Below are 24337 nucleotides of genomic sequence, written 5' to 3' on the forward strand. Positions count from 1 at the left end.
ACACGCAAAAATTGCGCAGTTTAGCGCAAGAGTGGAGGTAAATTGCGGGATATGCTGCATCTGCGAAGTAAATCTTCGGATCACGCATTTGCAGCATTGAATGGTTCACTTACAATCCGCCGCCGATTGGGCCGATTTTTACGCCAATTGTCTGTCAAATAGGGCGGGGCGGATCAGAAGCGGAATTGCGTGCCGACAAAGACAGCCTGGCTGTCCGACTTGGTGTCATTGGTGGGTTTCAGCCGGTCGCGGTCCTGCGAATAGCGCACGCCCGCCGTCACGTCGAAATTGCGCGTCACGCGATAGGACCCGCCCACATCCACGCTCTGTTCGCCAAGGCTTTCGAGCGTGCGCGGCGCGCGGCCCGCCCTTTCGCGATCGACCAGCTGAATATGGGGCGCCAGTCGCGAATCGCTGCCGCTCTCCACGCGGGGGAAGGCGGAAAGGTCGGGCAGATCGTGCTTGGCGTGATCGTTGCCGGGCAGCGAATAGGTCGAGGTGAGTGTCGAAAAGTTCTGATACCCGCGCGAGAGGCCAAGATTGTAGGCGTTGGGCGCCACGCGCGTGTTGGGGCCGGGGGCGGCGATCCGCTGCGCCGGGCCGCGCACGACGATGGCCCGCGCGGTTTCGGCATCCACCCGCACCGCCACCGTCACCGACCGGTCGGGCCGCGTGGCGAGCCCCGCCGGGGTGAAGTGAAACAGCGCTTCCTTGCCCTGCATGAACTGGGCCTGCTCGCGCGCGGCCATGGCGCGGGCCACTCTGGGATCGAGGCCACTGGGCGTGAAACTGTCCTGATCGGCGCGGGAATCGGCGCTTTCAGCGATGGTTTCAAACCGCGTGGAAAAGGCCAGCACCGCGCTGGGCAGCGCAAGCAGCCCCACAGCCCCGGCCATGACCAGGGCGGGCATCGAACTGCGCGGGACCAAAGAGAGCGTTGCCTGTCTCATCGTTTCGTGAATCACAACCGGGTCTTTCCGGCGCCAATATCCATACACCTCAAATCCTAAGCGCGCCATGATGAACCTTGGCTGCACGGCGCTGTTATGGCCAACGTAATGTTCAGCCAAGGTTCACGCCATCGCTGGCCATGAAAGAAGCGTGCCCAACGCCCCTTGTCGCGCGCTTTTTGGCGGTTATAGAGACTTGCCAACCCTTGCGCGCGCGACAGCGTCGGCGGAGCGTGGAAGAACAGTTTTTTGGGGCCCAAGCATTTTGGGTTTTTGAGACGGAAAGTGCAGAACCGATGATGGCCAGCAAGGCTCCTGCCCGTAAGTTTATCAGTCCGATGCTGCGTGGGGGCGCGGTGGCTCTGGCCCTTCTGGCGCTGGGCGGGTGCAAAATCGGCAATATGCGCGTGCATAATCCGATCCATATCAAGCATCACCGCGTTACCCGCACCACGGTTATGCTGCCGCCCTCGAATCTGACCACGATCGGCGTGAACGCCTATCTGTGGCGTGCGGCGCTGGATTCGGTGTCCTTCATGCCCCTGCTGCAAAGCGATGCGAACAGCGGCGTGATTGTGACCGACTGGTATTCGAATCCGTCGAATCCGGGCGAGCGGATGAAGCTGACCATTGCGATCCTCGACAAGGATCTGCGCACCGACGCGCTGCGCGTGAGCGCCTCGCGTCAGGTGTCGAAGGACGGTTTCTGGACCGATGCGCCGGTGGCCGCCGCCACGGTTCAGAGGCTCGAGGACGTTATTCTGACCAAGGCGCGCGATCTGCGTCAGGCCACGCTGATCAAGTAAACATCAATTCTGACCGTTTGCCTCCCGCCTTGCCCCCGTATCGGCAAGTCGGGGGGCTTTCTGGTATAAAGGGCATGAGCAAATGAGTGAGCGTTTCGATTCCAGTGTTGCCGATGGCAAATGGCAGCGCGTGTGGGACGAGAAGCAGAGCTTCCGGGCCGATGACAAGAGCGCCAAGCCGCGTTCCTATGTCCTGGAAATGTTCCCCTATCCCAGCGGGCGCATCCATATCGGCCATGTGCGCAATTACACGATGGGCGACGTGCTGGCCCGCTACAAGAAGATGCAGGGCTTTGAAGTGCTGCATCCGATGGGCTGGGACGCGTTCGGCATGCCCGCCGAAAATGCCGCGATGGAAAAGGGCGTTCACCCCGGCGGCTGGACCCGCGACAATATCGCCAACATGAAGGCGCAGTTGAAGCGCCTTGGCTTCGCGCTCGACTGGAGCCGCGAGATCGCCACCTGCGAACCGGAATATTATGGTCAGGAACAGTCGCTGTTTCTCGACCTGTACGCCGCCGGGCTGGTCTATCGCAAGGAATCGACGGTCAACTGGGACCCGGTCGATAACACCGTGCTGGCCAATGAGCAGGTGATCGACGGGCGCGGCTGGCGCAGCGGCGCGCTGGTGGAAAAGCGCAAGCTGAACCAGTGGTTTTTGAAGATCACCGACTTTGCCGACGAATTGCTCGAAGGTTTGGACGGGCTTGAGCATTGGCCGGAAAAGGTCAAGCTGATGCAGGAAAACTGGATCGGCAAGTCGCAGGGCCTGCAATTCACCTTCAAGGGCGACGCTGAGGTCGAGGTCTATTCGACCCGCCCCGACACTTTGTTCGGTGCCAGCTTTGTCGCTATCGCCGCCGATCACCCGATTGCCCAGAAGCTGGCGGCGGACAACGCGGCGGCGGCCGACTTCATCGCCCTGTGCAAGCAGGGCGGGACGACGGCGGCCGAGCTGGAAACGGCGGAAAAGCTGGGGTTTGACACCGGCCTGCGCGTTGCCCATCCGCTGGATGCGGAATGGCAATTGCCGGTCTATATCGCCAATTTCGTGCTGATGGATTATGGCACGGGCGCGGTCTTCGGCTGCCCCGCGCATGACCAGCGCGACATTGATTTTGCCCGCAAATATGGCTTGCCCGTCACCCGCGTGGTGGCCGATGGCGAGAACACCGCAGCCGTTTTCGAGGGCAATGAAGCCTATACCGGCGCGGGCACTCTGGTGAACTCCGGCTTCCTCAACGGCATGGAAGTCGAGGCCGCCAAGGCCGCCGTCATCGCCAAGGCTGAAGCCGAAGGCTGGGGCGAGGGCAAGACCGTGTGGCGCCTGCGCGACTGGGGCGTTTCGCGCCAGCGCTATTGGGGCACGCCGATTCCCTTCATCCATTGCGAGGTTTGCGGCGTGGTGCCGGTGCCCAAGAAGCACCTGCCCGTGACCCTGCCCGAGGATGTGACCTTTGACGTGCCCGGCAATCCGCTGGACCGCCATCCCACGTGGAAGCATGTCGATTGCCCGCAATGCGGCCACGCGGCGCGGCGTGAAACCGACACGCTCGATACTTTCGTGGACAGCTCGTGGTACTTCCTGCGCTTTGCCAGCCAGCCTGACGATGCGCCGTTTGACCCGGCCGAAATCGCGCGCTGGCTGCCGGTGGGGCAATATATCGGCGGGATCGAACATGCGATCCTCCACCTGCTCTATGCCCGCTTCTGGACCCGCGCTCTGGCCCGCATCGGCAAGATCGATGTTAAGGAGCCTTTCGCGAGCCTGTTCACGCAGGGCATGGTGACGCATGAAACCTACAGCCGCATCGACCCCGCCAACGGTCAGCCGATCTGGTATGCGCCCAGCGATATCACCCGCACGGGCGAAGGCGCGACTTTGAAGGCCGATGGCGCTCCGGTTGAGATTGGCCGCGTCATCAAGATGTCGAAGTCCAAGAAGAACGTGGTGGACCCCGACGAGATCGTCGCCACCTATGGCGCCGATGCGATCCGCTGGTTCATGCTGTCCGACAGCCCGCCCGAGCGCGATCTGCCCTGGAGCGAGGCGGGGATCGAGGGCTGCGCGCGGTTTGTGCAGCGCTTGTGGCGCCTGTTCGGCCAATATGACGCCGCGGCCACCGGCGAGGACAAGGCGGTGGACCGCAAGGCCCACCAGACCGTCCATGCCATTGCCGCCGATATCGAGGCTCTGAGCTTCAACAAGGCGGTGGCGCGCATTTATGAACTGACGGGCGTGGTCGAAAAGGCTGCGCCCAGCGCCAGCCGCAGCGCCGCGATCAAGTCGGTCCTGCTGCTGATCGCGCCGATGATGCCGCATCTGGCCGAAGAGGCTTGGGCTTCGATTTCCGAGGGCCTGATTGCCGATGCCGCATGGCCTGCGGTCGATCCGGCGCTGTTGGTCGATGATGAGGTGACCATCGCGGTTCAGGTCAAGGGCAAGCTGCGCGACACGCTGACCGTGGCCAAGGGCACGGCCAAGGAAGAACTGGAAGCGCTGGCTTTGGCGTCCGAAAAGGTGCAGCGTGCGCTCGAAGGGGCTGCGATCAAGAAAGTGATCGTGGTGCCCGATCGCCTCGTCAATCTGGTGGTCTGATATGCGTCGATTCCTGCCTCTATGCCTTCTGGCCATGCTGCCCGCCTTGCAGGGCTGCGCTTTGCAGCCGCTTTATGCGGGCGGGGCGCAGGCCGGCGTGGCGCAGGGGCTGGGGTCGATCTCGGTCTCGCCCATTCAGGGCAAGGCCGGATGGCTGATGCATAATGCGCTGGTCGATCAACTCGGCACCGCGCCCGAGGGAACCACGCCGCGCTATCGGCTGGAAGTTCGGCTGGACGATCAACTGCTCGGTCTGGGCCTGCTGTCGAACAACACAGTGGGGCGAGAGCGGCGTATCCTGCGCGCGCGCTATCAGTTGATCGATGCGGCCAGCGGCGCGATCCTGTTGGATGCCACGGCCGGGTCGGATGCAGGCCTTGATGTGGTCTCGTCCGAATATGCCACGGTGGCGGCCGAGCAGACCGCGTTGGAGAACCTCACGCGTGTGGTTGCGGGGCGAATCGTAACCAATCTGGCCGTGAAGCTGCGCGCGAGGCAATGAAAGCCACCCAGCGCGACTTTGCCAATCTAGCGCCCAGAGCCGCGCAAACCATGCGCGTGTTCTTCCTGTGCGGCACGGATGACGCCAGTGTTCAGGATGCCGCCTTTCGCATCGCTTCCTTGCTGCCCGATGCGGGCGAGCGGGTGGAACTGACCGGCGCAGAGTTGAAGCGCGATCCTGTGCGGCTTGGCGATGAGGCGCGTTCGACTTCGCTGTTTGGCGATACGCGCCATATCTGGGTCCGCTGCTCGGGCGACGAAGTCTATGACGCGGTCGAAAATCTGATCGGGGGCGATGTCGCGCCCTGTCCGGTGATCATCCAGGCCGCCAATGCCAGCGACAAGGCGCGTACCGCCAAGTTGCTGGAAAAGCGCGAGGATGCGCTGGTGGCGATGTTCTATCCGCCGGATCTGGCATCGGTAACGGCTTCGGTGCGCCAGATGGCCGATGCGGCCGGGGCGCCGATGGACCGCGAATTGGCCCAGCGTATTGCGGCTGCGGTCGGGCTCGATACCCGTCTGGCAGCGTCCGAAGTTACCAAATTGGCGCTCTATCTGGATGCCACGCCCGAGCGGCCGCGCCCGGCCACGCTGGAGGCCTTTGAGGCGGTGGGAGCCAAAACCGAAGAGGATGGCTTTACCACATTGGTAAATACAGTCCTGAATGGGGACAGTGGCAGGCTGAAAAGCGAGTTGCGCCGGATGGCTGAACTGGAGCTTAATCCGGTTGGCCTGCTGCTCGCTTTTGAACGACGTGTTGCCCAATTGACACAATTATCCGGGCGACTCGGAACCAACCCGGATATTTCCGCCTTCATGGAGGGCGAGAAGGCGTCGCGACGGGTTTTTTTCAAGGATGTTCCAGACCTTAGCCGCCAGTTGCGGGTCTGGCGTGGGCGCGGTCTGGCCCGACTCGCCCAGCGCCTGATGGCGCTCCACCGCAGTCTGATGGCCAATAACCATACGGCAGAATTGCTTCTTGCTCAGGAACTTGCGGAAATTGCCCGCTATGCCAAATCACGCTCCTAGCCGCTGTTTTGTTTAACCTTTTCGGGAAACATCAGAAGTTCTGAAAAAGGTTCAACGAAATTTTAGGTTTGCTGCAATGCAGCGGTATGTTAGTGGTTTTACTAGGGTGACAAGATCGGAAGTGTTAAGGCCTCCCGCCTGGCACGAACCGACGTTGATGCGGCAAAGTTAGCAGGGTGGAGCAAGCATGAACGCGCCAGTAGCACGTGTGTCCGGTTCGTTGCGTAAACGGGCCAAGGCTAGAGCCAAAGCATTGCGCATGCCGCTGATGCCTTCGTTGCAGCAGCGTCGTCTCCAATGCTATCTGGCATTTATTCTGGGCGATGTGCTGGCGATTTTCGCCGGATTTGCCCTTGCCGGCTATTTGCGCGCCGAGACTTTCGCCGGCGGGACGCTGATGCTCTCGCAACTGGTCCTGCCGGTCTATCTGACGATTGCGCTGTATAACGATTCCTATTCGATCCAGTCCCTGCGCAGCACCAGCCACAGTGTCGTCCGTTCGCTGTTGGCGTTGGGCCTGTCGGTGGCGGTGGTCACATTCATCACCTTTTACGCGCGTTCGACCGACAATTACTCGCGCATGCTGTTTACTATTGGTGTCGTGTTGTCGGCGCTGTTCGTGCTGGTCAATCGGGTGGGTATGCGCCGCTTTGTGCGGTGGCGCTGCGGCGCGGCGGTGATCAACGAGTTGGTTATCGACGATGGCGGCCCCGATATCACGCTGCACGGCGCTTTCCACGTTTCGGCGCAAAGTTTCGCTCTGGCCCCGGTGCTGGATGATCCCCATGCTCTGGACCGGATTGGGATGATCATCCGCAATGCGGATCGCGTGGTCATCAGTTCGGTGCCCGAACGGCGTGCCAATTGGTCGATCATTCTCAAGGGCGCGAATGTCGCGGGCGAGGTGGTCGATGACACTGTGCTCGAACTTTCTGCGCAAGGGGCGCGGATTGCCAACGGGCATGGGCTTTTGCTGGTGTCGGTGGGGCCGATGGGACTGCGCGACAGGTTGCAGAAGCGAATGCTTGATGCGGTTGTGGCCGGTTCGGCCCTGCTGCTGCTTTCGCCGATCCTGTTGCTGGTGGCGCTGGCGGTCAAGCTGGAGGATGGCGGACCGGTGTTCTTTGTCCAGCGTCGCGTGGGTCGCGGCAACCGCTTCTTCCCGATCTTCAAGTTCCGCAGCATGAGCGTGAACAAGGTCGGCAGAAACGGCACTCAGTCGGCGGCCAAGGACGACAAGCGGATCACCCGCGTCGGTAAGATCATCCGTTCGACCAGTATCGACGAACTGCCCCAGCTTATCAATGTTCTGCGCGGCGACATGAGCCTTGTCGGCCCGCGTCCGCACGCAACCGGCTCGATGGCCGGGGGCAAGCTGTTCTGGGAAGTCGACCCGCGGTATTGGGAGCGTCATGCGCTCAAGCCAGGTCTGACGGGGCTGGCGCAGATCCGCGGCTATCGCGGGGCGACGGACCGCGAGGAGGATTTGACCGACCGCCTCTACGCGGATTTGGAATATTTGCATGGATGGTCGCTTTGGCGTGACATCTGGATCATGCTGATGACGATCCGGGTGGTGGTTCATGACCGCGCTTTTTGACGCCTGATCGGCTGGACGGAGCGGTTACTTGGTAACACTCTTTGCATGCATGTCCCAATTTCAGGCACCAAAATGAAATAGGTGCAATTACATATGTGCCTCCTCCTCTGCCGCAGGGTATTCCTTGAAGCGGTCAAGGAGATTTACTATGCTTACCTACAGTCTGCTGCTTCTCGCCGCCACTCCGGTCGCCGCCGCTGGTGCCATGCCTGCTCCTGAGTCGGTGGTTGAAATGAACCAGGATCTGGCGGCCAATACGGCGGCCACCCAGAAGAGCACTGCCATCGAAAGCAAGGCGGCTGGTCGGGATGTGGTTGCGACTCCGACACCGGCTGCAGTCCGCAAGAAGAGTAGGATGCTGACCATTCTGGGTGTCATCGGCACGGTGCTTGGCGCGAGCATCGGGATCTGAAACATCGGTTCCGAAAAAAGACGGCCGCGCTGCTCAGGTCCAGCCGGCAGATCATTAAAGGGTAATGGGATGCGGTATGATGGGGACGATGGAGTGGCTGGACCCTTTCCGACCGCCTTCATAAGGGTAATCTCTCACCCGTCTGTGCTCTTGTGCGCTGCCATGGTGCCGGTGCTGCTGTGGCCCTTTGCGCCGATCATGGATGCGCCCAATCATCTTGCCCGCATCTGGCTTGAGGCGCAAAGCCAACTGACGGGCGTGCAGGCCCAAGCCTATATCGTGGACTGGAGCAACACCTCTTCCAACTATATGGTCGATGTGTTGAGCAGCCGTTTCCTGTATGTCGGTTCGCTGCAAATGTTGCTGATCATCATGTTGGCGGTGATGATTGTAGGGCCCGCGATGGGCATTATGGCCATCGCGGGAAAGCTGCATGGCCGCATTTCCATTTTCAATTGCCTTGTCCTGACGGCCGTCTGGGGGCAGTCTATGGCGTCGGGCTTCATCAATTATCACATATCCATGGCGGTCGCGATCTGGCTGTTCTTTGCTTATTACGCGCTTTTGCGGGACAAAGGCGGCCTCATCCCGATGGTCTATCGGGCAGTGGCCATTCTGATCACCTACCTTTTCCACCCTTTCGGCATCATCCTGTATGCCGGTCTGGATTTCGCGCTGCTCTATGGTCCGAAATGGCGCCCCACCTTGCGCGCGAATATTACCTGTCTTCGGCAATTCTCGATTGCCTATCTATTGCCGGCTGCGGCGCTACTGATGTATTTTCTGCTTCATTTCCAAAGTAATCCGATCGGCAAAAGCTCGATCACATATGGTGACTTTATCTCTCATCTGGTGTCAATCGGATCACCGTTTTTCGCCTATAACGAAATTCTGGAAATCCTGCTGAAGGTTCCCGTGGTGGTTGTCCTTGCTTATGTGGTGCTCAGGCGACAGGTGTTGGCCCATTTCGGTCTGCTGCTTGTGGCATTGGGGCTTGGTTTTGGCGCCTTGCTGATCCCCGATATGATCGGTGATGGCGCATGGCTGACCAGGCGTTTGCCTTTCATGGCCTTTCTCACGCTTTTTCTGGCGTTAAGCCCGCGTGGAGCGGAGAGACCGGTGGTGAAAGCTGTGTTAGCCCTGACGATTCTTGCCCATTGCGCATGGATCGGGTGGGTCTGGCATGTGCGGTCCGGGGATTATGAGGACCTTCAGGTGATTGCCAATAACCTTGCTGATAACAGCAAGGTTATTGTGGGCCGCAATCCAGGGCTGGCGCGTCGATGGTTCGAGCCGGGCAATTATGTGCATGGGCCGCATTATACGCGGCGCCATTTGCCTGCGCTTCTGGTTCCGCTGGCCCATGCCTATATTCCGACACTTTTCTCCATCCGCGGGCAACAGCCGCTGCGCATCGCTCCGGCGTTTCAGCATCTCTCATCGCCCTCTTCCTCCATCCCGACCCTTGATGAGTTGCAGTCTCATCAGAATCAGGATCTGGCTGACCCCTATCTTGCCCATTGGGAATGCGATTTTGATTATCTGCTGGTCCTTGAACAGGATCGGCTGGGTCGAAAACGGGAGAATTTTGTCTCGGCGGATTTGGTCAAGGTAACAGCCTCGGAACGTCTCTATCGGTTAAAGCCCTGTCGTCCTGCGGGATGACGGGGCTTTGGATTACGCCGTCTGCGTCCGGCCGACCTGAAGCACTTCGCGTTTGTCGCCTTCGAGATAAAGCGCTGTCAACACGCCGTGCAGATAGGCGCCCGTATCAATCCCGATCCGATTATGGCGCATGTCCACTTCGGGGCGGATCGTGTGACCATGGACCACCACCGCGCCAAGACTCGCTTCGGTTTCAAGAAAATCGTCGCGGATCCAAAGCAGATCATCACGCACCTGACGCTTGAGCGGAACGCCCGGGCGGATACCGGCATGGCAAAAGAAATAGTCGCCAGACTGGGCGCTCAGCGGCAGGCGGCGGACCCAGGAGACAAGGGCCGGAGACACCGCCCGGCGCAGATCGTCAAGGCATTGCTCCAGATCATCACCCGGCCCAGGCACGCGCAGGCCAAGGCTTTCCAGCATTTGCGCCCCGCCATAGCTGAGCCAGTTGCGCAGAACCTGAAGATCGCCGTCAATCGCCTTGATAAAGACCTCTTCGTGGTTGCCTTGCAGCACGACGACGCCTTTGGCCCGGCGCTGAAGCTGAAACAGATATTCCAGAACTTTCAAACTGTCGGGGCCGCGGTCAATCAGGTCGCCCAGGAATATAATGTTTAACGACGCGCCCGGTTTCAGACCGGCGCTGTGTTCGCCGATACGGATCATGATCTGCTCGAGCAGATCAAAGCGGCCATGAATATCGCCGATCGCATAGATCCTGTCACCGGCATCAGTGACAGGAAGCGACGGCTTTTTTTTGCCGAAAAACATCAGGTAAATGTCTCTTTAGCCAGAAAGGGGCCTTGTACGCAGGCCGGTCTTAACAAGGATGATTGCCAAACCGATATAGACAGAATACCGCGCTGCGACAAATCCATTTGCAACACCGAGCGCCTATCGACTAGGCTGCATTAACGGGCCGAAGGTGAGGGCAATGCAACAGCAGAACGAATATCAGTCCTGCGCGCTTTGCTGCAAGTTCCGGTTCGTCGGGAACTGGATGGAAGGCCGTTGATGACTCTTATAGAGTTGCCTGTGCAAAAACGGCGAGTGGCATTGATTGCATCAGGAGGCGGTCACTGGATTGAACTGGTTCGCTTTGCGCGGGCGGTTTCCGATCATGATTGCCTGTTTATCAGCACGTCAACCGGCCTGCGCGCGCCTTTTGGCGAGAAGCCGGTTGTGCAGATTTCGGACGGATCGCGCGACACGATCGGATCCCTCGTCAAATCCGTCATGGGGCTTAACAGATGCCTGCGCGCCTTTCGGCCCGATGTTGTTATCTCGACAGGGGCTGCTCCGGGGGCCATTGCTCTTTTTCTGGGTAAAATGCTGGGCGCGACGACGATCTGGATTGAAAGCATCGCCAACAGTGAGGAACTTTCGCTGAGCGGGAGGCTGGCGCATGGCTGTGCGGATGTTATGATAACCCAATGGGAACATCTGGCCGATGAGCGGCGCCATATCCATTATCTGGGCCGCGTCCTGTGATTCTGCTGTCGGTGGGCACCCAGTTGCCGTTTGATCGGCTGGTGAAAAGCGTCGATCAATGGGCGGCGGCCCATCCAGAGGTGGAGGTCATCGCCCAGATCGGTCCTTCGCGTTATGTGCCCAAGGCCATGGATGCATGCGATTTTTTTGATCCGGAACATTTTCGTGAATTGCAGGAGCGCTGCACGCTCATGGTTTCTCACGCCGGGGTCGGCTCTATTGTTAACGCGCTGGAACTGGGCAAGCCCATCATTATTCTTGGGCGCGATCATTTGCGCAACGAACATCGCAATGGTCATCAGATTTCCACGGTTGAACAGTTCGGAAATTTGCCCGGCATATATGCAGCGCGCGATGAGCAGCATTTGATCGAATTGATGAACCGCCGGGATCTGATGGGGCCTGCCTCACGCCTGTCGGCCGACGCACCGCCGGAATTTCTTGACCACATTCGCGAATGCGTGGCGAGTGCGCGTCCCATGCCGCTGTGGCGGTTGCTGTGGCGGGCGATTAGGGATCGATAACCGGCTTTTGCACAACCGTCTTATTTCAAAGCTATGGTCATGTTTCAGATAACCATGGCGCATTGGATGGTCACGGTGGTCAGCTCAAAATCGCGGTAAGGCGCGTGTCCGATTTGGCCAGCGTGGGATAGACCTTCTAATGCAGGATGCCGACACCGGCCTTGATCCCGGCCACCTGTGCCCAACTGGGACAAGGCCCGCCACAGAGCGGCTTCTGTTCGCGACAGTTGTCGCTTTCTATGCAGTTGATAGTTGTGGCGGCGTAGGCCACGTTGAGCAGTTGAAGCAGCAATTTCAAACTGGCCAGATCGCGGCGTGCATGATTGTGACGCTGTCAAGGAATTGCCACCGGCCAGAACGAAAGATCCGGCGCTTCATCGGCCGGGGTTAATCCTGGCCGATGAAGCAAATTCCGCGGGCGTCATGAACCCCAAGAATGTATGAGGGCGGCTCTCGTTGAAGTCCTTTCGCCACGCCCCGATCTTGCTCCTGGCGTTATCCAATGACAAGAACCAATGCGTGTTGAGGCACTCGTCGCGCAGGCGGCCGTTGAAGGGTTTTACGAAGGCGTTGGCCGCGGGCGTGCCGGGTCTACTGAAGTTCAGCGTCACCCGGTTGATGTAGGCCCAATGATCGAGCGTCGGGGAGATGAATTCGGGGCCATAGCTAATTGGAAAAAGGTCTGACCGAATATAAGTTGGGGCGGGCGCGGACACCGCGCCTGATCATGCGAAGGACCCAGACCAGGCTATCCAGATAATCATACGGAGAACAGGTTATGCCGCATTGAACCCCTTGACACGGCCACCCCTCATATAAGCAGTTACTTGTGCACAGATACTCTAGCAGGGTGATAGGTTGGGGGCTTTATGAACACCTCAGGAGCTGCGTTAAAGTTTATTGTAAATTCAGTTGCTTATCAGGTCTGCGACTTATGCTGCAGTGCAAAAGTTGACAGATCGTAGTAAGACCACTAAAGGAACATACGTAGCACTTGCTTTTTGTTCAGAATCGCTTCGGGAGTTGCACGCATGCTTAAGAAACTGGGTGTCACGGTGGCTATGATCGCCGCAATCGCAGCGACCTCTGCGGCTCAGGCGAAGGATCTGCGTCCTGCGGCCATCAACATGAAGCCCATTGTTGCGACGCCTGCGGCTGATGCGCCCGCGGCGGTGGGGCGTCGTGTTGCCAAACGTAGCAATCTTTTTGGCCTTTCTGGCGGTATGACGGCTCTCGCCATCGGCGGCGCTGTGGCCACGGGGGCCCTGATCGCGGTGGCCGCAAGCTCGGGCAGTAGCAGCCCCAGCTGATTACGGTTGCGCAGCTTATTGCATAAAAAAGCCGTTGGATTTCCAGCGGCTTTTTTATGTTCTTCCGCCGTTTTCCGTTTGCTCGGTGATGGTGCTTTTCATAACGGTCTCGCGCTTTTGCAAAGCCGCTTTCGGCCCGCCTTTATGCGACGCATCATCCCGCGCAATTCTGCTCAGCAGGCCAATAGCGGCCTCGGGTGCATAGCCGGCCTGACGCATAGCTGTCAAAGCCACCAAATCCGCGCGTGATTCCTCGCTGATTCTACGTGAATCGATTGAGAGCAACCTGCCGCCATAACCTGCCGCACGCTGCACTCGTGCTTCGCGTAGCCAGATGTGGCCCATCTCATGGGCGATCACAAAGGCGATCTCGTCATCGCTGTGCAAAAAGGACAGCAGACGCGCGGTAAGGGCAACATTGCGCTCATCGCTCCAGGCCAGTCCCTTGCTGCTGCTATCGACCACCACGGCGCCAGTGCATCCTTGTTCCGCCGTCATAGCCACCTTAAGCCGATCCGACTCACGCCGGACGGTCAGGATTTGTGGCGCTGAAACCATCTTTGTCAGGATCCAGCTTTCCAGCCTGTCGGTTCTGGTCGCGCTGGCCCTGTCTCGCACCAGATCGACATAAAGGCTGGAAAGGGATGTTGTGCCGACCGCTTCGACAACATCGCCTGCTTTTAGCCCGGCACGGTCGGCCGCACCGCCCGGCGCCACCCATGCAATGCCAAGGCCAAGGCCAAGCTTTTGCCGAGCTTCGACCAGCGCGCGCACATCTTTGTCATAGGCGCCAATATCATGCGTGATCCATCCGGTCAGCTGACCCAGCACCGGACAAAACCCGGCATTGCCGCGCTGAAGCCGGTATCCCACGTTCAACGCGCGCTGATAGCGCGGCGCGGCGGATAGACTGTCGGCCAAGACATGAGATTGGGCAGGAGCGATAACGATTAAAAAAGTAGCGGCAATGCTATGGCGTACAGCCGCCCATAGCCGGCTGAAATTATCCTGCTCTTTACGCTTTGATCGCGCCAATTTGTTACGCAGCCCTTTCATCGGACGATGATCACCGTTTGCTCTTGGGCAGGCAAGCGACTATTCGTGGCTGTGATCTGTAAAATTACTGATAGGGCGGCGGGCATGACATCCACTGAGGCTTCGGTTGGAACTCATCAGATCATTGGGCAACGCCTGATCGGAGGCTTTCTGATCATCGCGCTGGGAGTGGGTGGGGCAGGCACCGCTTATCCTCTGCTCGAAGCGTTGCTTCGTCTAGTGGCTTTGTCCGTGATCTTGTGGGTCTGTGTGGGGCCGCTTTGCATCCTGTGGCGTGGCAGCGTGTCGGCGGTGCTTTGTCTGGTAGCGGCTGTGGTTTTGCTGGTTGTGGCGCAGATCATTCCCCTGCCGCCGTCCGTATGGCACCATTTGTCCTACCACGCGATTGCCGCCCAGGTGGATGCTGCGGCGGGCCTTGATGTCTGGCGCTCGCATAGCCTGACGCCCGACGTGACTGGGGCTGCACTGCTGGCACTGTTGCCGCCGATGGCCGGTTGGCTGGCCTTTATGGCGATTACGGGCCGGGATCGGCGCAAGCTGTTGATGTTGGTCGGGTTGATGGCGGTGATGTCCGCCGGGCTGGGCCTGCTTCAGGCTGGAGAGCGTGATGTGGACGGGCTGTTTCCCTTCAAGACCATGCATCGGGATTTCGGCATAGGCCTGTTCGTCAACCGCAACCATCAGGCCTGTTTCCTGCTGATGGTCATGCCGCTGATTCTGGCTTTGGCGCGTTTGACGCGGCAAACCCTGTGGCGTTGGGCAGGGCTGGCGGCGGTCATCCTGCTCGGCTTGGGCGTGATTGCCACCGAATCGCGCACCGGCCTGTTCCTGCTGCCCGTTTTGGGTCTGGTCATGGCCTTTCAGGCGGGCATTCTGCAAAGCCGCCTCAAGCTTGCAGCAGTGGTTCTGGCCGCCGCTGTTGCGATTCCTCTTTTGTGGGTTTCACCCATGGTGCAATTCACTCTGCACCGCCTGTCAGCTTCTGCGGACGATGGGCGTTTGGATTACTGGGGCAATACCTTGCATGTTTTGTCCGATGTCCTGCCGTGGGGCGCGGGTCTTGGCAGCTTTCGGCAGGTCTATGCCTCGATCGAGCCCTTGGGCGAAGTGGGCCACCTGTTTGTGGAACATGCCCATAATGATTATCTTGAATGGTTGGTGGAGACGGGCTGGCCGGGCGTTGCCGTGCTGATGGGCCTGCTGCTGGTGATCGGCTTTGGTTATCGCCGAACCTTGCGGCTGAATGTGGTCGGATCGGAACGCCGGGCGCTGGCTCATGCCGGCTTGATCGGCTGGTTGGTGCTGATGGCGTGCAGCCTGACGGACTATCCGGTGCGTATGCCAGCCTTGGCCATGCTTGGCGGGATTTTTCTGGCTCTGATCATGCCCGCGCCGGTGGTGCTGGCACGCGAAGCGCGCGGACTGTCGCGCGCCGTTGGCGGACTGGCCGGTGGGATTCTTGGTATTCCGGTCATTCTGATCGGGGTGGGAGATCATAATCTGTTGGCGGGCAACAGCGCTTTGGCGGTGCGCCTGATGCCATGGTCCGCGCGCGCATGGAGCGCAAGGGCTGCCGATCAACTGGCCGTGCGCGATGGCGTGGGGGCCACAACTTCGGCCACTCTGGCCCTGCGCACCGAGGCCATGAACCCGGATGCGCTCAGCGCTCTGGCCCGCGCCTATGTGATGCAGAACCAGCAGGAGCGCGCCGATGCGCTGCTGCTGGTGGGCGCACAATTAGGTTGGCGCGATGCGCTGGTGCAGGTCTGGCTGGTCGATCAGGGCGTCCGGCAGGGCCGCTATGATATTGCCTTGCGCAGCATAGATGCCTTGCTCAGGATGGGGGCGCCTGCCGATCCGTTGTATGCTCTCATGCGCGATATGGCGCATCAGGAGCAAGGCCGCCCGGCGCTGACCGAGGTGCTAGCCACCCGTCCGCCCTGGCGTCAGGGATTTCTCAATATTCTGGCGCCCGATACGGTCGATCAATTTGCAGATATCGACGCGCTACTGAACGACCTGGCCCGGGCGGGCGCGGGTAGCAATGAGCGCGAAACGGCGCTGATGCGCTGGACGGCGATGGATGCGGGGCATTACGCGGACGTGGCGCGTCTCTGGTTGCTGGCCGGTGAAAAGGGGGTGATCGGCTACCCGACCTTCGGCCTTCCGCTCGCTGCGCTTCCAGCGCAGGCCGCGCCGATGAACTGGTTTGCCCCGCCTCTGCCGGGGGCGACCGTCAATCTGGTGCAGCAGATCGGTGCCTCCATGGCCAATGGCGTGGCCATTTCCAGTGACGGCATCGCCACCGGTCCGGTGCTGGCGCAAACGCTGGTGCTGACGCCGGGAGCCTATCGACTGGCGCTGGATATGCGGGTTCAGGATGGCGCGGCTGATATCATGCCCGCCCTCCAGATTACCTGTGTCACCCAAGGCGGGGAAGGGCTCTCGCCCCGGCTTGCTCCTGTCTGGAGCAAGGCCGCCGACGGCGCCGACAAAGCTAATGAGGCATTTACGATTGATGAGGGGTGTCCAAGTCAGAAATTAGAGTTTATACTTAACTCATCGCAAGGGCGGCCTTTGGCCTATTCGGTTATTGCTATACGCGTTGAAAGGGTGCCGGCTGGTGATGCAAGGACAAATTAAGTTTGGGCTCTTTCAGAAATCTTGCGTCGAAACCAACTCTCCAAGCACGGGGCCAAAAGATTTGAGCAACCGACCTGTCATCACATGTGCCAAAATGGCTGTTCTATCTGTGGCATTACTGGCTGGACCGGTTCACGCGGGCCAAAAGTCGCTGGCCTCCGGCAAAGCGGCCTATGATGCCGTACCCGCGCCTGCCGGTGATGGCAGCATCCCGGAATACCGGATCGGGCCCGCCGACGCGCTGGACATAACGGTATTTCAGGAATCTGATATTTCGGTGAAGGGCGCGCCGGTCGATGCCTCGGGCGATATTTCTATGCCCTTAATCGGGCGGGTTCATGCCGCTGGGTTGACCACGGTGCAATTCGCTGATGTGGTGGCTCAAAAGCTGGGTGAGCGCTATTATGTCAACCCGCAGGTTACGGTCAGCATCGCAAGTTCCGTGACGCAGCGTATCACCGTACAGGGGCAGGTGACCGAACCGGGCATCTATCCGATGCGCGGCATGACAACGCTGCTTGACGCGATCGCATTGGCCAAGGGTGAAACCGAAAACGGCGCGCTGCGCCGCGTTGCGGTGGTGCGGATGCAGAACGGCAAGCGCTTTGGCGCGATCTTCGATCTGAACCGCATTCGTCACGGCGATGATCCGGACCCTCAGCTTATCCCCAGAGACGTGGTTATCGTGGGGCATTCGACGAGCAAGCAACTCTGGCACGACCTTCTCAGGGCAGCGCCTCTGTTGAACATCTTCACCCGATACTAATTCAAATTGCGGAGCATGCACAGTATGAACGGGCACGAGGCCTCGATGGCTGGAGCGGGGAAGCATATGGGCGACCCGACGTCACAGCAGGGGCAGGATGCTTTTGCCCCACCTTCCACAAGCATGGTGTCCGAGCTGTTTGACTTTGACACCCTGCGCCTCATGGTCATTCTCAACCACCGGCTGATTCTGGCCATTCTGGGGGTTGGGCTGCTGCTGGGCGCTGTTTCTCTGGTGATCATGCCCAAAGTCTACACGGCGCGCTCCAGCGTGCAGATCGACCAGCAGGAGCGCAAGGTGCTAGGCACCGAGGACAGCGATCCGGTGGCTTTCGGTACCGAGGCTGATCGTTTCCTCCAGACGCAGGTCGATATTCTGACCAGCCGCGCAATGGCCAAGCGGGTGTCCGATACGCTGGGCCTGTCCGCGAATGACAAGTTTCTGGAGCTGGCCACCGGCCATGCCTCCAGCGATCTTGCCCCCGATGAGCGCCTTGATCATGTGATCGACACCTTGCAGCGCAATCTGGTGGTGGATCTGCCACGCAATTCGCGCATTGTCGGCGTGACCTATCGCAGCCGTGATGCGCAATTATCCGCAAAGATCGCCAACACTTTCGTGTCCGAATTCATCAAAGGCAATATTCAGCGCAAGTTTTCAGCCTCCAGCTATTCCCTTGATTTCCTCAGCAATCAGCTGAGCGTGGCCAAGAACAAGTTGGAACAGTCCGAGCGTCTGCTCATCACCTATTCACGCGCGGCGGGCCTGATTGACGCCAGTTCGCGCGCCGCGCCCCAGGGCGAGCCGCAGCGGGGGCCGCAATCGCTGGTCACTGCCAATCTTGTCGAGCTCAACTCGCGGTCGACAGAGGCCAAGGCCGCAAGGCTTCAGGCCGAGGAGCGCTGGCTGGAAGCGAGCAAGACGCCGCTCATGGAACTGCCCGAGGTGCTTTCCAATGACGCCATTCAGCGCCTGCTGCAAAAGCGCGCCGAACTGTCGTCCAGCCTTCAGGAACTGCGCGTTCACCTCAAGGCCGATCACCCTAGCGTGGTGCAGGCCGCGACCGAACTGGCAGAAATCGACCGCGAAGCCAAGGTGCTGGCCGAGGCGATTCGCGCCTCGATCCATAATCAGTACCGTACAGCCGCGCGCCAGGATGCTGCGCTTCAGGGCGCGGTTGACGGACTCAAACTGGCCACGCTGTCGGAACAGGATCGCGGCGTTCGCTACAACATTCTCAAGCGAGAGGTGGACACCAACCGCCAACTCTATGACAGTCTGCTGCAGCGCTATAAGGAAGTGAGCGCTGCTTCAGGCGTGACGGTCAACAATATCGCGCAGGTCGATGTGGCCGAAGCCCCGCGCAAACCCACCTCGCCGCGCATTCTGGTCAACATGGCCGTTGCGCTGGGCCTGTCGATGGTGACGGCGGCGGTGGCGGTTCTGGTGCGCGGCCATCTGGTCGATACGATCGATGATCCGCGTGAGGTGGAAAGCCGACTGGGCATTCCGCTGCTGGGTGCTGTCCCGCTGGCGGATGGGATCAAGCCGCATGATGCGCTGCTCGATGCCAGATCGGATATTTCGGAGGCCTACCATGCGATTCGCACGGCAATCGAATTGTCCTCCAGCGCCGGATTGCCTTCCTCGCTGCTGTTGACCAGCAACAGCCCGGCCGAAGGCAAGTCGACCAGCAGCTTTGCGTTGGCCCGCGATTTTGCGATGCTGGGCAAGAAAGTGCTGCTGATCGACGCGGACCTTCGCCGTCCCTCGCTGCATCTCCTGCTCGAACTGGGCAATGGCGCCGAAGGGCTCTCATCGGTTCTGGCCCGCAAGACCGCCCCTCGCGACGCCATTTTGGGCACCCAGATCGACAATCTCGGCTTTATGCCAAGCGGACCTACTCCGCCCGATCCGGCCAATCTGTTTTCCGGCTCGCGCCTTAAGGAGATGCTGGCCGAACTGGAAGAGCATTATGACCTCATCGTGCTTGATGCGCCGCCGGTGCTGGCCATTGCTGACGCCTTGGAATTGACTGCAGTGGCAAAGGTTACCGTTTTCGTCATGGAAGCCGGCGTGGTCAGGGTCAAATCGGCCCAGCAGTCGCTGCTGCGACTGCACCGTGCCGGTGGCCGCGTGATTGGTGCTGTTGCCACCAAGTATAATCTTAAAATGGCCGGTTATTCCAATGCCTACACCTACAGCTACGGAAATTGAAACGTGACGGTCTTCTCGGATGAGCGGGCCCTGGCGTCCTGTTTCCGCGCGGGCGCGGGGGCTGTTTCCGGTCGTTGACGGTCGATGATGACGACGGGACAGACAGGGCGACCATGGCCAGAGCTGATAAACTCCGTGTGATGCATATCATCACCCATCTCGAACTGGGTGGGGCCGAGGACGTGGCTATGCAACTGGCGGAGACATTGGCCAGCGATGTTGAAAGCGCGGTTTTTGCCGTGATCGAGAAACGGGAGGTTTCCGCCATTGCCGCGCACCGGGCGGAAAGGATGCAGGCCATCGACGCCCCGGTTTTTTGGGGGACGCGGCGAGGCTTTAAGTCGGGCGGGGTGCTGCAGGCCGCCTTCCGTCTGGTCCGCGCGGTGGAGCGGTTTCGCCCCGATGTGCTGCATGTGCATACCGAGATACCCGAACTGACCTTGGCGGTCGCATGTGTGATGTCGCGTGCCGTGGCCCGGACACCGTTGCTGCGCACAGTACATAATTCCGTGTTGTGGATCGATTGGGGCCGGTTGGGGGCATGGGTAACGCGATGGTTGGCCCATGGGCGCGCCGTGGCGGTGTCGCAGGCCGCCGCAGATGCGGATCAGGCGATTGCCGCGGGTGTGGACCGCCCCCGCGCCGAGGTGATCTATAATGCCGTGTCGATCTCGATCGCGACGTCAGCCCCGGTTGACAGGCGACCTCTGCGAGTGCTGTTTGCGGCGCGACTGGTGCATCAAAAGGGCGCGGATCTGCTGCCCGCTATCCTTGCCAGGGCGCAGCGACAGGCCGGACGCCGCGATGTCGAGATGGTGATCGCGGGTGAGGGCGTGTTTCGCGATGATCTCGCCGACGCCTTTGCCAAACAGGATGGTGCATGGCAAATTGGTCTGGTGCCGCCGATTGAAAGACTGGCCGAAAAGCTGAGCAATTATGATGTAATGCTTGCTCCTTCGCGCTTTGAGGGTCTGGGCCTGCTTTATCTTGAAGCCTTGCTGGCGGGCGTACCGGTGCTGGCGTTTCGGGCGCCGGGTCTGAACGAGGTGCTGCCGCCCGATTATGCCTTGGCTGCCGATGTGGGCGATGTCGAGGCTATGGCCGCAATGCTGGCTGCCGTGGTTGATGATATCGCCCATTACAGGCAGATGGCAGCGGCCTGTCGTCCTGCCTTGCTGGAGCGCTTCTCAACCCGGACGATGACGCTCGCTTATCTGGACCATTATCGTGTTCTGGCCGGCAAGGAGCAGGGTCAATGACCGTGGCCATCGGTATCAAGGCGCTGAACGAGGAGCCCAATATCGCGGCATGTCTGGAAAGCGCTCTAGCGGCGGTGCGGCCTTGGGGCGGTCATGTGGTGCTGGCCGACAGCGGTTCGAGTGATCGCACGGTAGCTATCGCGCGCGATTATCCCGATGTGCGCGTGGTGCAATTGACCCATCCGGAGCAGCGCTGCTGCGGGGCGGGGGCGCAATTAGCCTATCAGGGAGCGGGCGAAGCGGAGTTTTTCTATCTTCTCGATGGAGATATGACGATTCTGCCTGGATTTCTGGATGCCGGCATAGGTTTTCTTCGCGCCCATCCCCGCCATGCGGGGGTGGGCGGCAAGGTGATTGAGGTCAATGTCGAGAGCATCGAGTTCGAAGCTCGCGCCCGCAATGACAAGGCCAAGCAAAAGAGCCACACCGGCGACGTGGACCGGCTGGATTGCGGCGGTCTTTACCGGATGAGCGCGCTGCGCGAACTGGATTATTTCACCGACCGCAATCTTCATGCCTTCGAAGAATTTGATCTGGGCATCCGCTTGATTGCGCGGGGATGGAAACTGGCGCGTATCGAAACGCCTGCGATTCAGCATCGCGGGCATCAGGATCCCGCGCTGAGGCTGGTGTGGCGCCGTATTCGTACCGGCTATGCCGGTGGCACGGGCGAGGTGGTGCGCGCCGCCATGGCGCAGCGGCGGTTGGCGCCCTTGCTGCGCGGCTTTTCCCATTTGCGGCATGCGACCATCGTGGTGATCTGGTGGCTGACCCTTGCGCTGGTTTTGCTGTGCGGCTGGTGGTGGTGGGCGGCGGTTCTGCTGGGTGCGCCGGTCGGGTTGCTATCTCTGCGCCGCCGTTCGCTGCGGCATGGCCTCTATTCGCTGGCCACATGGAACATGCATGGCGTCGGCCTGCTTCAGGGACTTGGCCGGGGGCGGGTCCCGCCCGAAGCCGTGCTGGAGATGACCGTCCTGCGGAAAGGCGCCCCATGAAGGGGTTGAGCAGCAAGATGGTGTGGACGATCAGCGGCTTTGTCGCTTCGTCCGGCATGCGCTTTGTGCTGAACATTGCGCTGTCTTATTTGCTGGCGCCCGACATCATGGGCGTGATGCTGGTGGTCAATGCGGTGCGGTTGGGCATCGAACTGCTGACCGATGTGGGCATAGAGCAGAATATCGTGCATCACCCCGATGGGCTGGACCGGGCCTTTCGCGATACGGCATGGACGATGCAGGTCCTGCGCGGTTTTTTCCTCAGCCTGCTGTTTGCCGCTGCCGCTCCGTTTCTGGCGCAAACCTATCATATCGATGTGCGCATTTTCTGGCTGGTGGCCTGTTCGCCCTTTCTGGGAGGACTACATTCTACCGCCATCTTCGCGCTGGTCAAGCAGGTGGAGGTGCGGCGGCGGAATCAGTTCGAACTGGGCAGCGAGATGCTTGGCTTTCTGGTGTCGGTGGTTCTAGCCTATACGTTGCGTTCAGTATGGGCGCCCGCCCTTGCGCTCGTCTGCACCGTGGCGATCCGCTCGGCGCTCAGCTATCTCCTGCCCGATCCAGCGCAGCAATTCCGCCTTGATCCGCAGATCCGCCGCCGCATCCTGCATTACGGAAAATGGATCATGATGACCTCGCTGGTCATGTATGCGGCCACCAATCTGGATCGCCTCTATCTGGGGCAGGCGGTGCCGCTGGGGCTGGTGGGCATTTACGGCATTGCCCGCGCCATGGCCGAATTGCCCACCAACCTGGCCCGGCGGTTGAGTTACCAGATCATTTTTCCCGTCATGGTGCATCACCGCGATGATGGCGCCGACGTTGATCGGGCGGTGGAGCGGACAAGGTTGCTGTTTGCCTGTGCGGTCTGTCTGGCTCTGGGGGTGGGGACGGGCCTGTCCGATGGGGTGATCTCGTTGATCTATGATCCGCGCTATGTGTCGGCGGGGTGGATTCTGGCGGTTCTGCTGGTGGGCGGCGCGTTTGCGGTGCTTTCTAATCTTAACGAGGCGCTACTGCTGGCCGCTGGGCGCCCGGCGTTCAGTAGTTTTGCCAATGGGGCGCGATTTTGCACCATGGCAATTTGCCTGCCTGCGGGGCTGCATTGGCTGGGCTTTCCCGGAGCGGTGATGGCCATCGGGTTTACGGAAATTTGCCAATATGGTTACATTTCGATTGGCCTCACGCGTCTGGACCGGGCGCCTTGGCGCGATGATGCCATTGCCATCAGTGCCTACGTGATTGCCCTTGGCGGGGTATGTGCGCTGCGCTATGGCCTCGGCCTTAACCAGCCCTTCCAGCCGATCTGGGGGATGCTATGATGAAACGTTTGCTGATTGTTCATAACGCCGGGGATTATCGCGAAGCCAGGCGCCGCCGGGCGCAGGACGGCAGCGAGATCTATTACGGCCACAGTTATGTACTCGATCAGCTGGACCATTTGGCCGACCGCCATGGTGAGGCAGGCTTCCTGTGCTGCACCGCTCCCGAATATGTCGAAAGGCTGGATCACGGCGTCACCCTGATGGGCGCCGATTGTAATGCCGAGCGCAAGGCCGGGCGTGCTCTGGCGATGATGGCCGATTATGATCCCACCCATTTGATCGTACATGGGCCGATCACCCCGCTGCTTCGCTGGGGCCTGCGGCGCGGGATCAAGGTGGGATGCGTGCTGGCCGACAGTTTCGCCATGCATCCGCTGGATCGCTGGCTGCGCTTTGGCCGGTTGGCGGGCGCGCTCAATGATCCGGGGGTGACGCTGATCGGCAACCATGGGGTTAACGCGGCCCGCTCGCTGGTTGGGTTGGGGGTTCGCCCGGAAAAGGTCATACCATGGGATTTTCCTCAGACCCGCACACCTGATCAATGGGCGGTCAAAACCGGGCCGGGTGATCCCCCCTATCAACTGCTCTATGTGGGTTCGATCGGGCGCCGCAAGGGTGTGGGCGATGTGATTGATGCCTTGCTCCATTTGCGCCATCGCCCGGACATCCGGCTGAAAATCGCCGGACTGGGCCAGCGCGCCCGGTTTGAGGCGCGGGCGCGGCGGATGGGTGTGGCCGACCGGGTCGAATTTCTTGGCCTGGTGCCTAATTGGCAGGTGATGGAATTGATGCACCGCAGCGCCGCCGTGATCGTGCCCAGCCGCCATGGCTTTCCCGAGGGCATGCCGCTCACGCTTTACGAAGCGCTGGCCTCGCGCACGCCGGTGATCGCCTCCGATCATCCGATGTTTGCCGGTCATATCGAGCATGACTGTAGCGCGCTCATCTATCCGGCGGGCAACAGCAGGCGGCTGGCGCATGAAATTGAGCGTCTGCTCGGCGATCCGGTTCTCTACGCCGCGATTTCCCAAGGCGCCGAGCAGGCGTGGAACAGAATGCAGATCCCCGTGAAATGGGGAGAGATGATTGATCACTGGCTGCAAGACGATGAAGGTGATCGGGCGTGGTTGGCGCAGCATGCGCTGGCCACGCCGGTTGGTGCACCGCAAAGCCGGTCCTGGGAGTAAAA

At 60.2% G+C, this 24337-nt stretch carries 20 protein-coding genes and 1 pseudogene; 17 read left to right on the forward strand and 4 right to left on the reverse strand.

Annotation, left to right across the window (positions count from 1 at the left end):
* Nucleotides 1-173 precede the first annotated feature (173 nt).
* The gene (locus FHW92_RS11360; RefSeq protein ID WP_246870067.1) at nucleotides 174-950 is read right to left on the reverse strand and encodes a hypothetical protein; all 777 of its coding nucleotides are present in this window, start codon (nucleotides 948-950) and stop codon (nucleotides 174-176) included.
* A 299-nt stretch (nucleotides 951-1249) separates the two neighbouring features.
* Between FHW92_RS11360 and FHW92_RS11365 the strand changes: the two genes are divergently transcribed.
* From FHW92_RS11365 to FHW92_RS11395, 7 genes are all read left to right on the forward strand, one after another.
* Nucleotides 1250-1756 (forward strand): DUF3576 domain-containing protein, encoded by a 507-nt coding sequence (locus tag FHW92_RS11365; RefSeq protein WP_168603583.1) that lies wholly within the window; start codon nucleotides 1250-1252, stop codon nucleotides 1754-1756.
* A gap of 82 nt (nucleotides 1757-1838) precedes the next feature.
* On the forward strand, nucleotides 1839-4355 hold the full coding sequence (leuS, locus tag FHW92_RS11370; RefSeq protein ID WP_168603353.1) for a leucine--tRNA ligase: 2517 nt from the start codon (nucleotides 1839-1841) through the stop codon (nucleotides 4353-4355).
* 1 nt (nucleotide 4356) lies between these two features.
* Nucleotides 4357-4857, forward strand: coding sequence for an LPS assembly lipoprotein LptE (lptE, locus tag FHW92_RS11375; protein ID WP_168603354.1), 501 nt, complete (start codon nucleotides 4357-4359; stop codon nucleotides 4855-4857).
* Complete coding sequence (gene holA / locus FHW92_RS11380) at nucleotides 4854-5885, forward strand: DNA polymerase III subunit delta (protein ID WP_168603355.1); 1032 nt, start codon at nucleotides 4854-4856, stop codon at nucleotides 5883-5885. The genes lptE and holA overlap by 4 nt, the downstream gene beginning before the upstream one ends.
* 268 nt (nucleotides 5886-6153) lie before the next feature.
* A complete protein-coding gene (locus FHW92_RS11385; protein ID WP_246870068.1) occupies nucleotides 6154-7485 on the forward strand; it encodes an exopolysaccharide biosynthesis polyprenyl glycosylphosphotransferase in 1332 nt (443 codons plus the stop codon).
* Nucleotides 7486-7633: 148 nt separating this feature from the next.
* The gene (locus FHW92_RS11390) at nucleotides 7634-7897 is read left to right on the forward strand and encodes a hypothetical protein (protein WP_168603357.1); all 264 of its coding nucleotides are present in this window, start codon (nucleotides 7634-7636) and stop codon (nucleotides 7895-7897) included.
* A gap of 162 nt (nucleotides 7898-8059) precedes the next feature.
* Nucleotides 8060-9562 carry a hypothetical protein gene (locus FHW92_RS11395; protein WP_168603358.1) on the forward strand — a complete coding sequence of 501 codons (1503 nt, stop codon included), beginning with the start codon at nucleotides 8060-8062 and terminating at the stop codon, nucleotides 9560-9562.
* Nucleotides 9563-9574: 12 nt separating this feature from the next.
* On the opposite strand, the gene FHW92_RS11400 is transcribed toward FHW92_RS11395, so the two are convergent.
* Nucleotides 9575-10333 (reverse strand): metallophosphoesterase family protein, encoded by a 759-nt coding sequence (locus tag FHW92_RS11400; RefSeq protein WP_168603359.1) that lies wholly within the window; start codon nucleotides 10331-10333, stop codon nucleotides 9575-9577.
* Between the two features lie 198 nt (nucleotides 10334-10531).
* Here FHW92_RS11400 and FHW92_RS11405 point away from each other — a divergent pair, with 198 nt between their 5' ends.
* Both FHW92_RS11405 and FHW92_RS11410 read left to right on the forward strand, forming a co-directional pair.
* Nucleotides 10532-11053 (forward strand): UDP-N-acetylglucosamine--LPS N-acetylglucosamine transferase, encoded by a 522-nt coding sequence (locus FHW92_RS11405; protein ID WP_172249184.1) that lies wholly within the window; start codon nucleotides 10532-10534, stop codon nucleotides 11051-11053.
* On the forward strand, nucleotides 11050-11577 hold the full coding sequence (locus FHW92_RS11410) for a glycosyltransferase (protein WP_210428450.1): 528 nt from the start codon (nucleotides 11050-11052) through the stop codon (nucleotides 11575-11577). Before FHW92_RS11405 ends, FHW92_RS11410 begins: the two co-directional genes overlap by 4 nt.
* A gap of 374 nt (nucleotides 11578-11951) precedes the next feature.
* Here FHW92_RS11410 and FHW92_RS11415 read toward each other — a convergent pair.
* Nucleotides 11952-12239: pseudogene (locus FHW92_RS11415) on the reverse strand (integrase core domain-containing protein); the annotation flags it as partial.
* Between the two features lie 369 nt (nucleotides 12240-12608).
* On the opposite strand from FHW92_RS11415, the gene FHW92_RS11420 reads away from it, so the two are divergent.
* A complete protein-coding gene (locus tag FHW92_RS11420) occupies nucleotides 12609-12887 on the forward strand; it encodes a hypothetical protein (protein ID WP_168603361.1) in 279 nt (92 codons plus the stop codon).
* A gap of 54 nt (nucleotides 12888-12941) precedes the next feature.
* On the opposite strand, the gene FHW92_RS11425 is transcribed toward FHW92_RS11420, so the two are convergent.
* Nucleotides 12942-13943 (reverse strand): M48 family metallopeptidase, encoded by a 1002-nt coding sequence (locus FHW92_RS11425; RefSeq protein ID WP_168603362.1) that lies wholly within the window; start codon nucleotides 13941-13943, stop codon nucleotides 12942-12944.
* 84 nt (nucleotides 13944-14027) lie between these two features.
* Here FHW92_RS11425 and FHW92_RS11430 point away from each other — a divergent pair, with 84 nt between their 5' ends.
* The 7 genes from FHW92_RS11430 to FHW92_RS11460 all read left to right on the forward strand — a co-directional run bounded on the left by FHW92_RS11430 (nucleotide 14028) and on the right by FHW92_RS11460 (nucleotide 24335).
* On the forward strand, nucleotides 14028-16586 hold the full coding sequence (locus tag FHW92_RS11430) for an O-antigen ligase family protein (RefSeq protein WP_168603363.1): 2559 nt from the start codon (nucleotides 14028-14030) through the stop codon (nucleotides 16584-16586).
* Nucleotides 16570-17352 carry a polysaccharide biosynthesis/export family protein gene (locus tag FHW92_RS11435; protein ID WP_168603364.1) on the forward strand — a complete coding sequence of 261 codons (783 nt, stop codon included), beginning with the start codon at nucleotides 16570-16572 and terminating at the stop codon, nucleotides 17350-17352. Before FHW92_RS11430 ends, FHW92_RS11435 begins: the two co-directional genes overlap by 17 nt.
* A 123-nt stretch (nucleotides 17353-17475) precedes the next feature.
* Nucleotides 17476-19569 carry a polysaccharide biosynthesis tyrosine autokinase gene (locus FHW92_RS11440; protein WP_210428452.1) on the forward strand — a complete coding sequence of 698 codons (2094 nt, stop codon included), beginning with the start codon at nucleotides 17476-17478 and terminating at the stop codon, nucleotides 19567-19569.
* A 113-nt stretch (nucleotides 19570-19682) separates the two neighbouring features.
* The gene (locus FHW92_RS11445) at nucleotides 19683-20828 is read left to right on the forward strand and encodes a glycosyltransferase family 4 protein (RefSeq protein WP_168603366.1); all 1146 of its coding nucleotides are present in this window, start codon (nucleotides 19683-19685) and stop codon (nucleotides 20826-20828) included.
* Nucleotides 20825-21823 (forward strand): glycosyltransferase family A protein, encoded by a 999-nt coding sequence (locus FHW92_RS11450; RefSeq protein WP_168603367.1) that lies wholly within the window; start codon nucleotides 20825-20827, stop codon nucleotides 21821-21823. The genes FHW92_RS11445 and FHW92_RS11450 overlap by 4 nt, the downstream gene beginning before the upstream one ends.
* The gene (locus FHW92_RS11455; RefSeq protein ID WP_168603368.1) at nucleotides 21820-23145 is read left to right on the forward strand and encodes an oligosaccharide flippase family protein; all 1326 of its coding nucleotides are present in this window, start codon (nucleotides 21820-21822) and stop codon (nucleotides 23143-23145) included. The genes FHW92_RS11450 and FHW92_RS11455 overlap by 4 nt, the downstream gene beginning before the upstream one ends.
* Nucleotides 23142-24335, forward strand: coding sequence for a glycosyltransferase family 4 protein (locus FHW92_RS11460; protein WP_210428453.1), 1194 nt, complete (start codon nucleotides 23142-23144; stop codon nucleotides 24333-24335). Before FHW92_RS11455 ends, FHW92_RS11460 begins: the two co-directional genes overlap by 4 nt.
* Nucleotides 24336-24337: the final 2 nt, after the last annotated feature.

Source organism: Novosphingobium sp. SG707, from assembly GCF_012275515.1.
Classification (GTDB): domain Bacteria; phylum Pseudomonadota; class Alphaproteobacteria; order Sphingomonadales; family Sphingomonadaceae; genus Novosphingobium.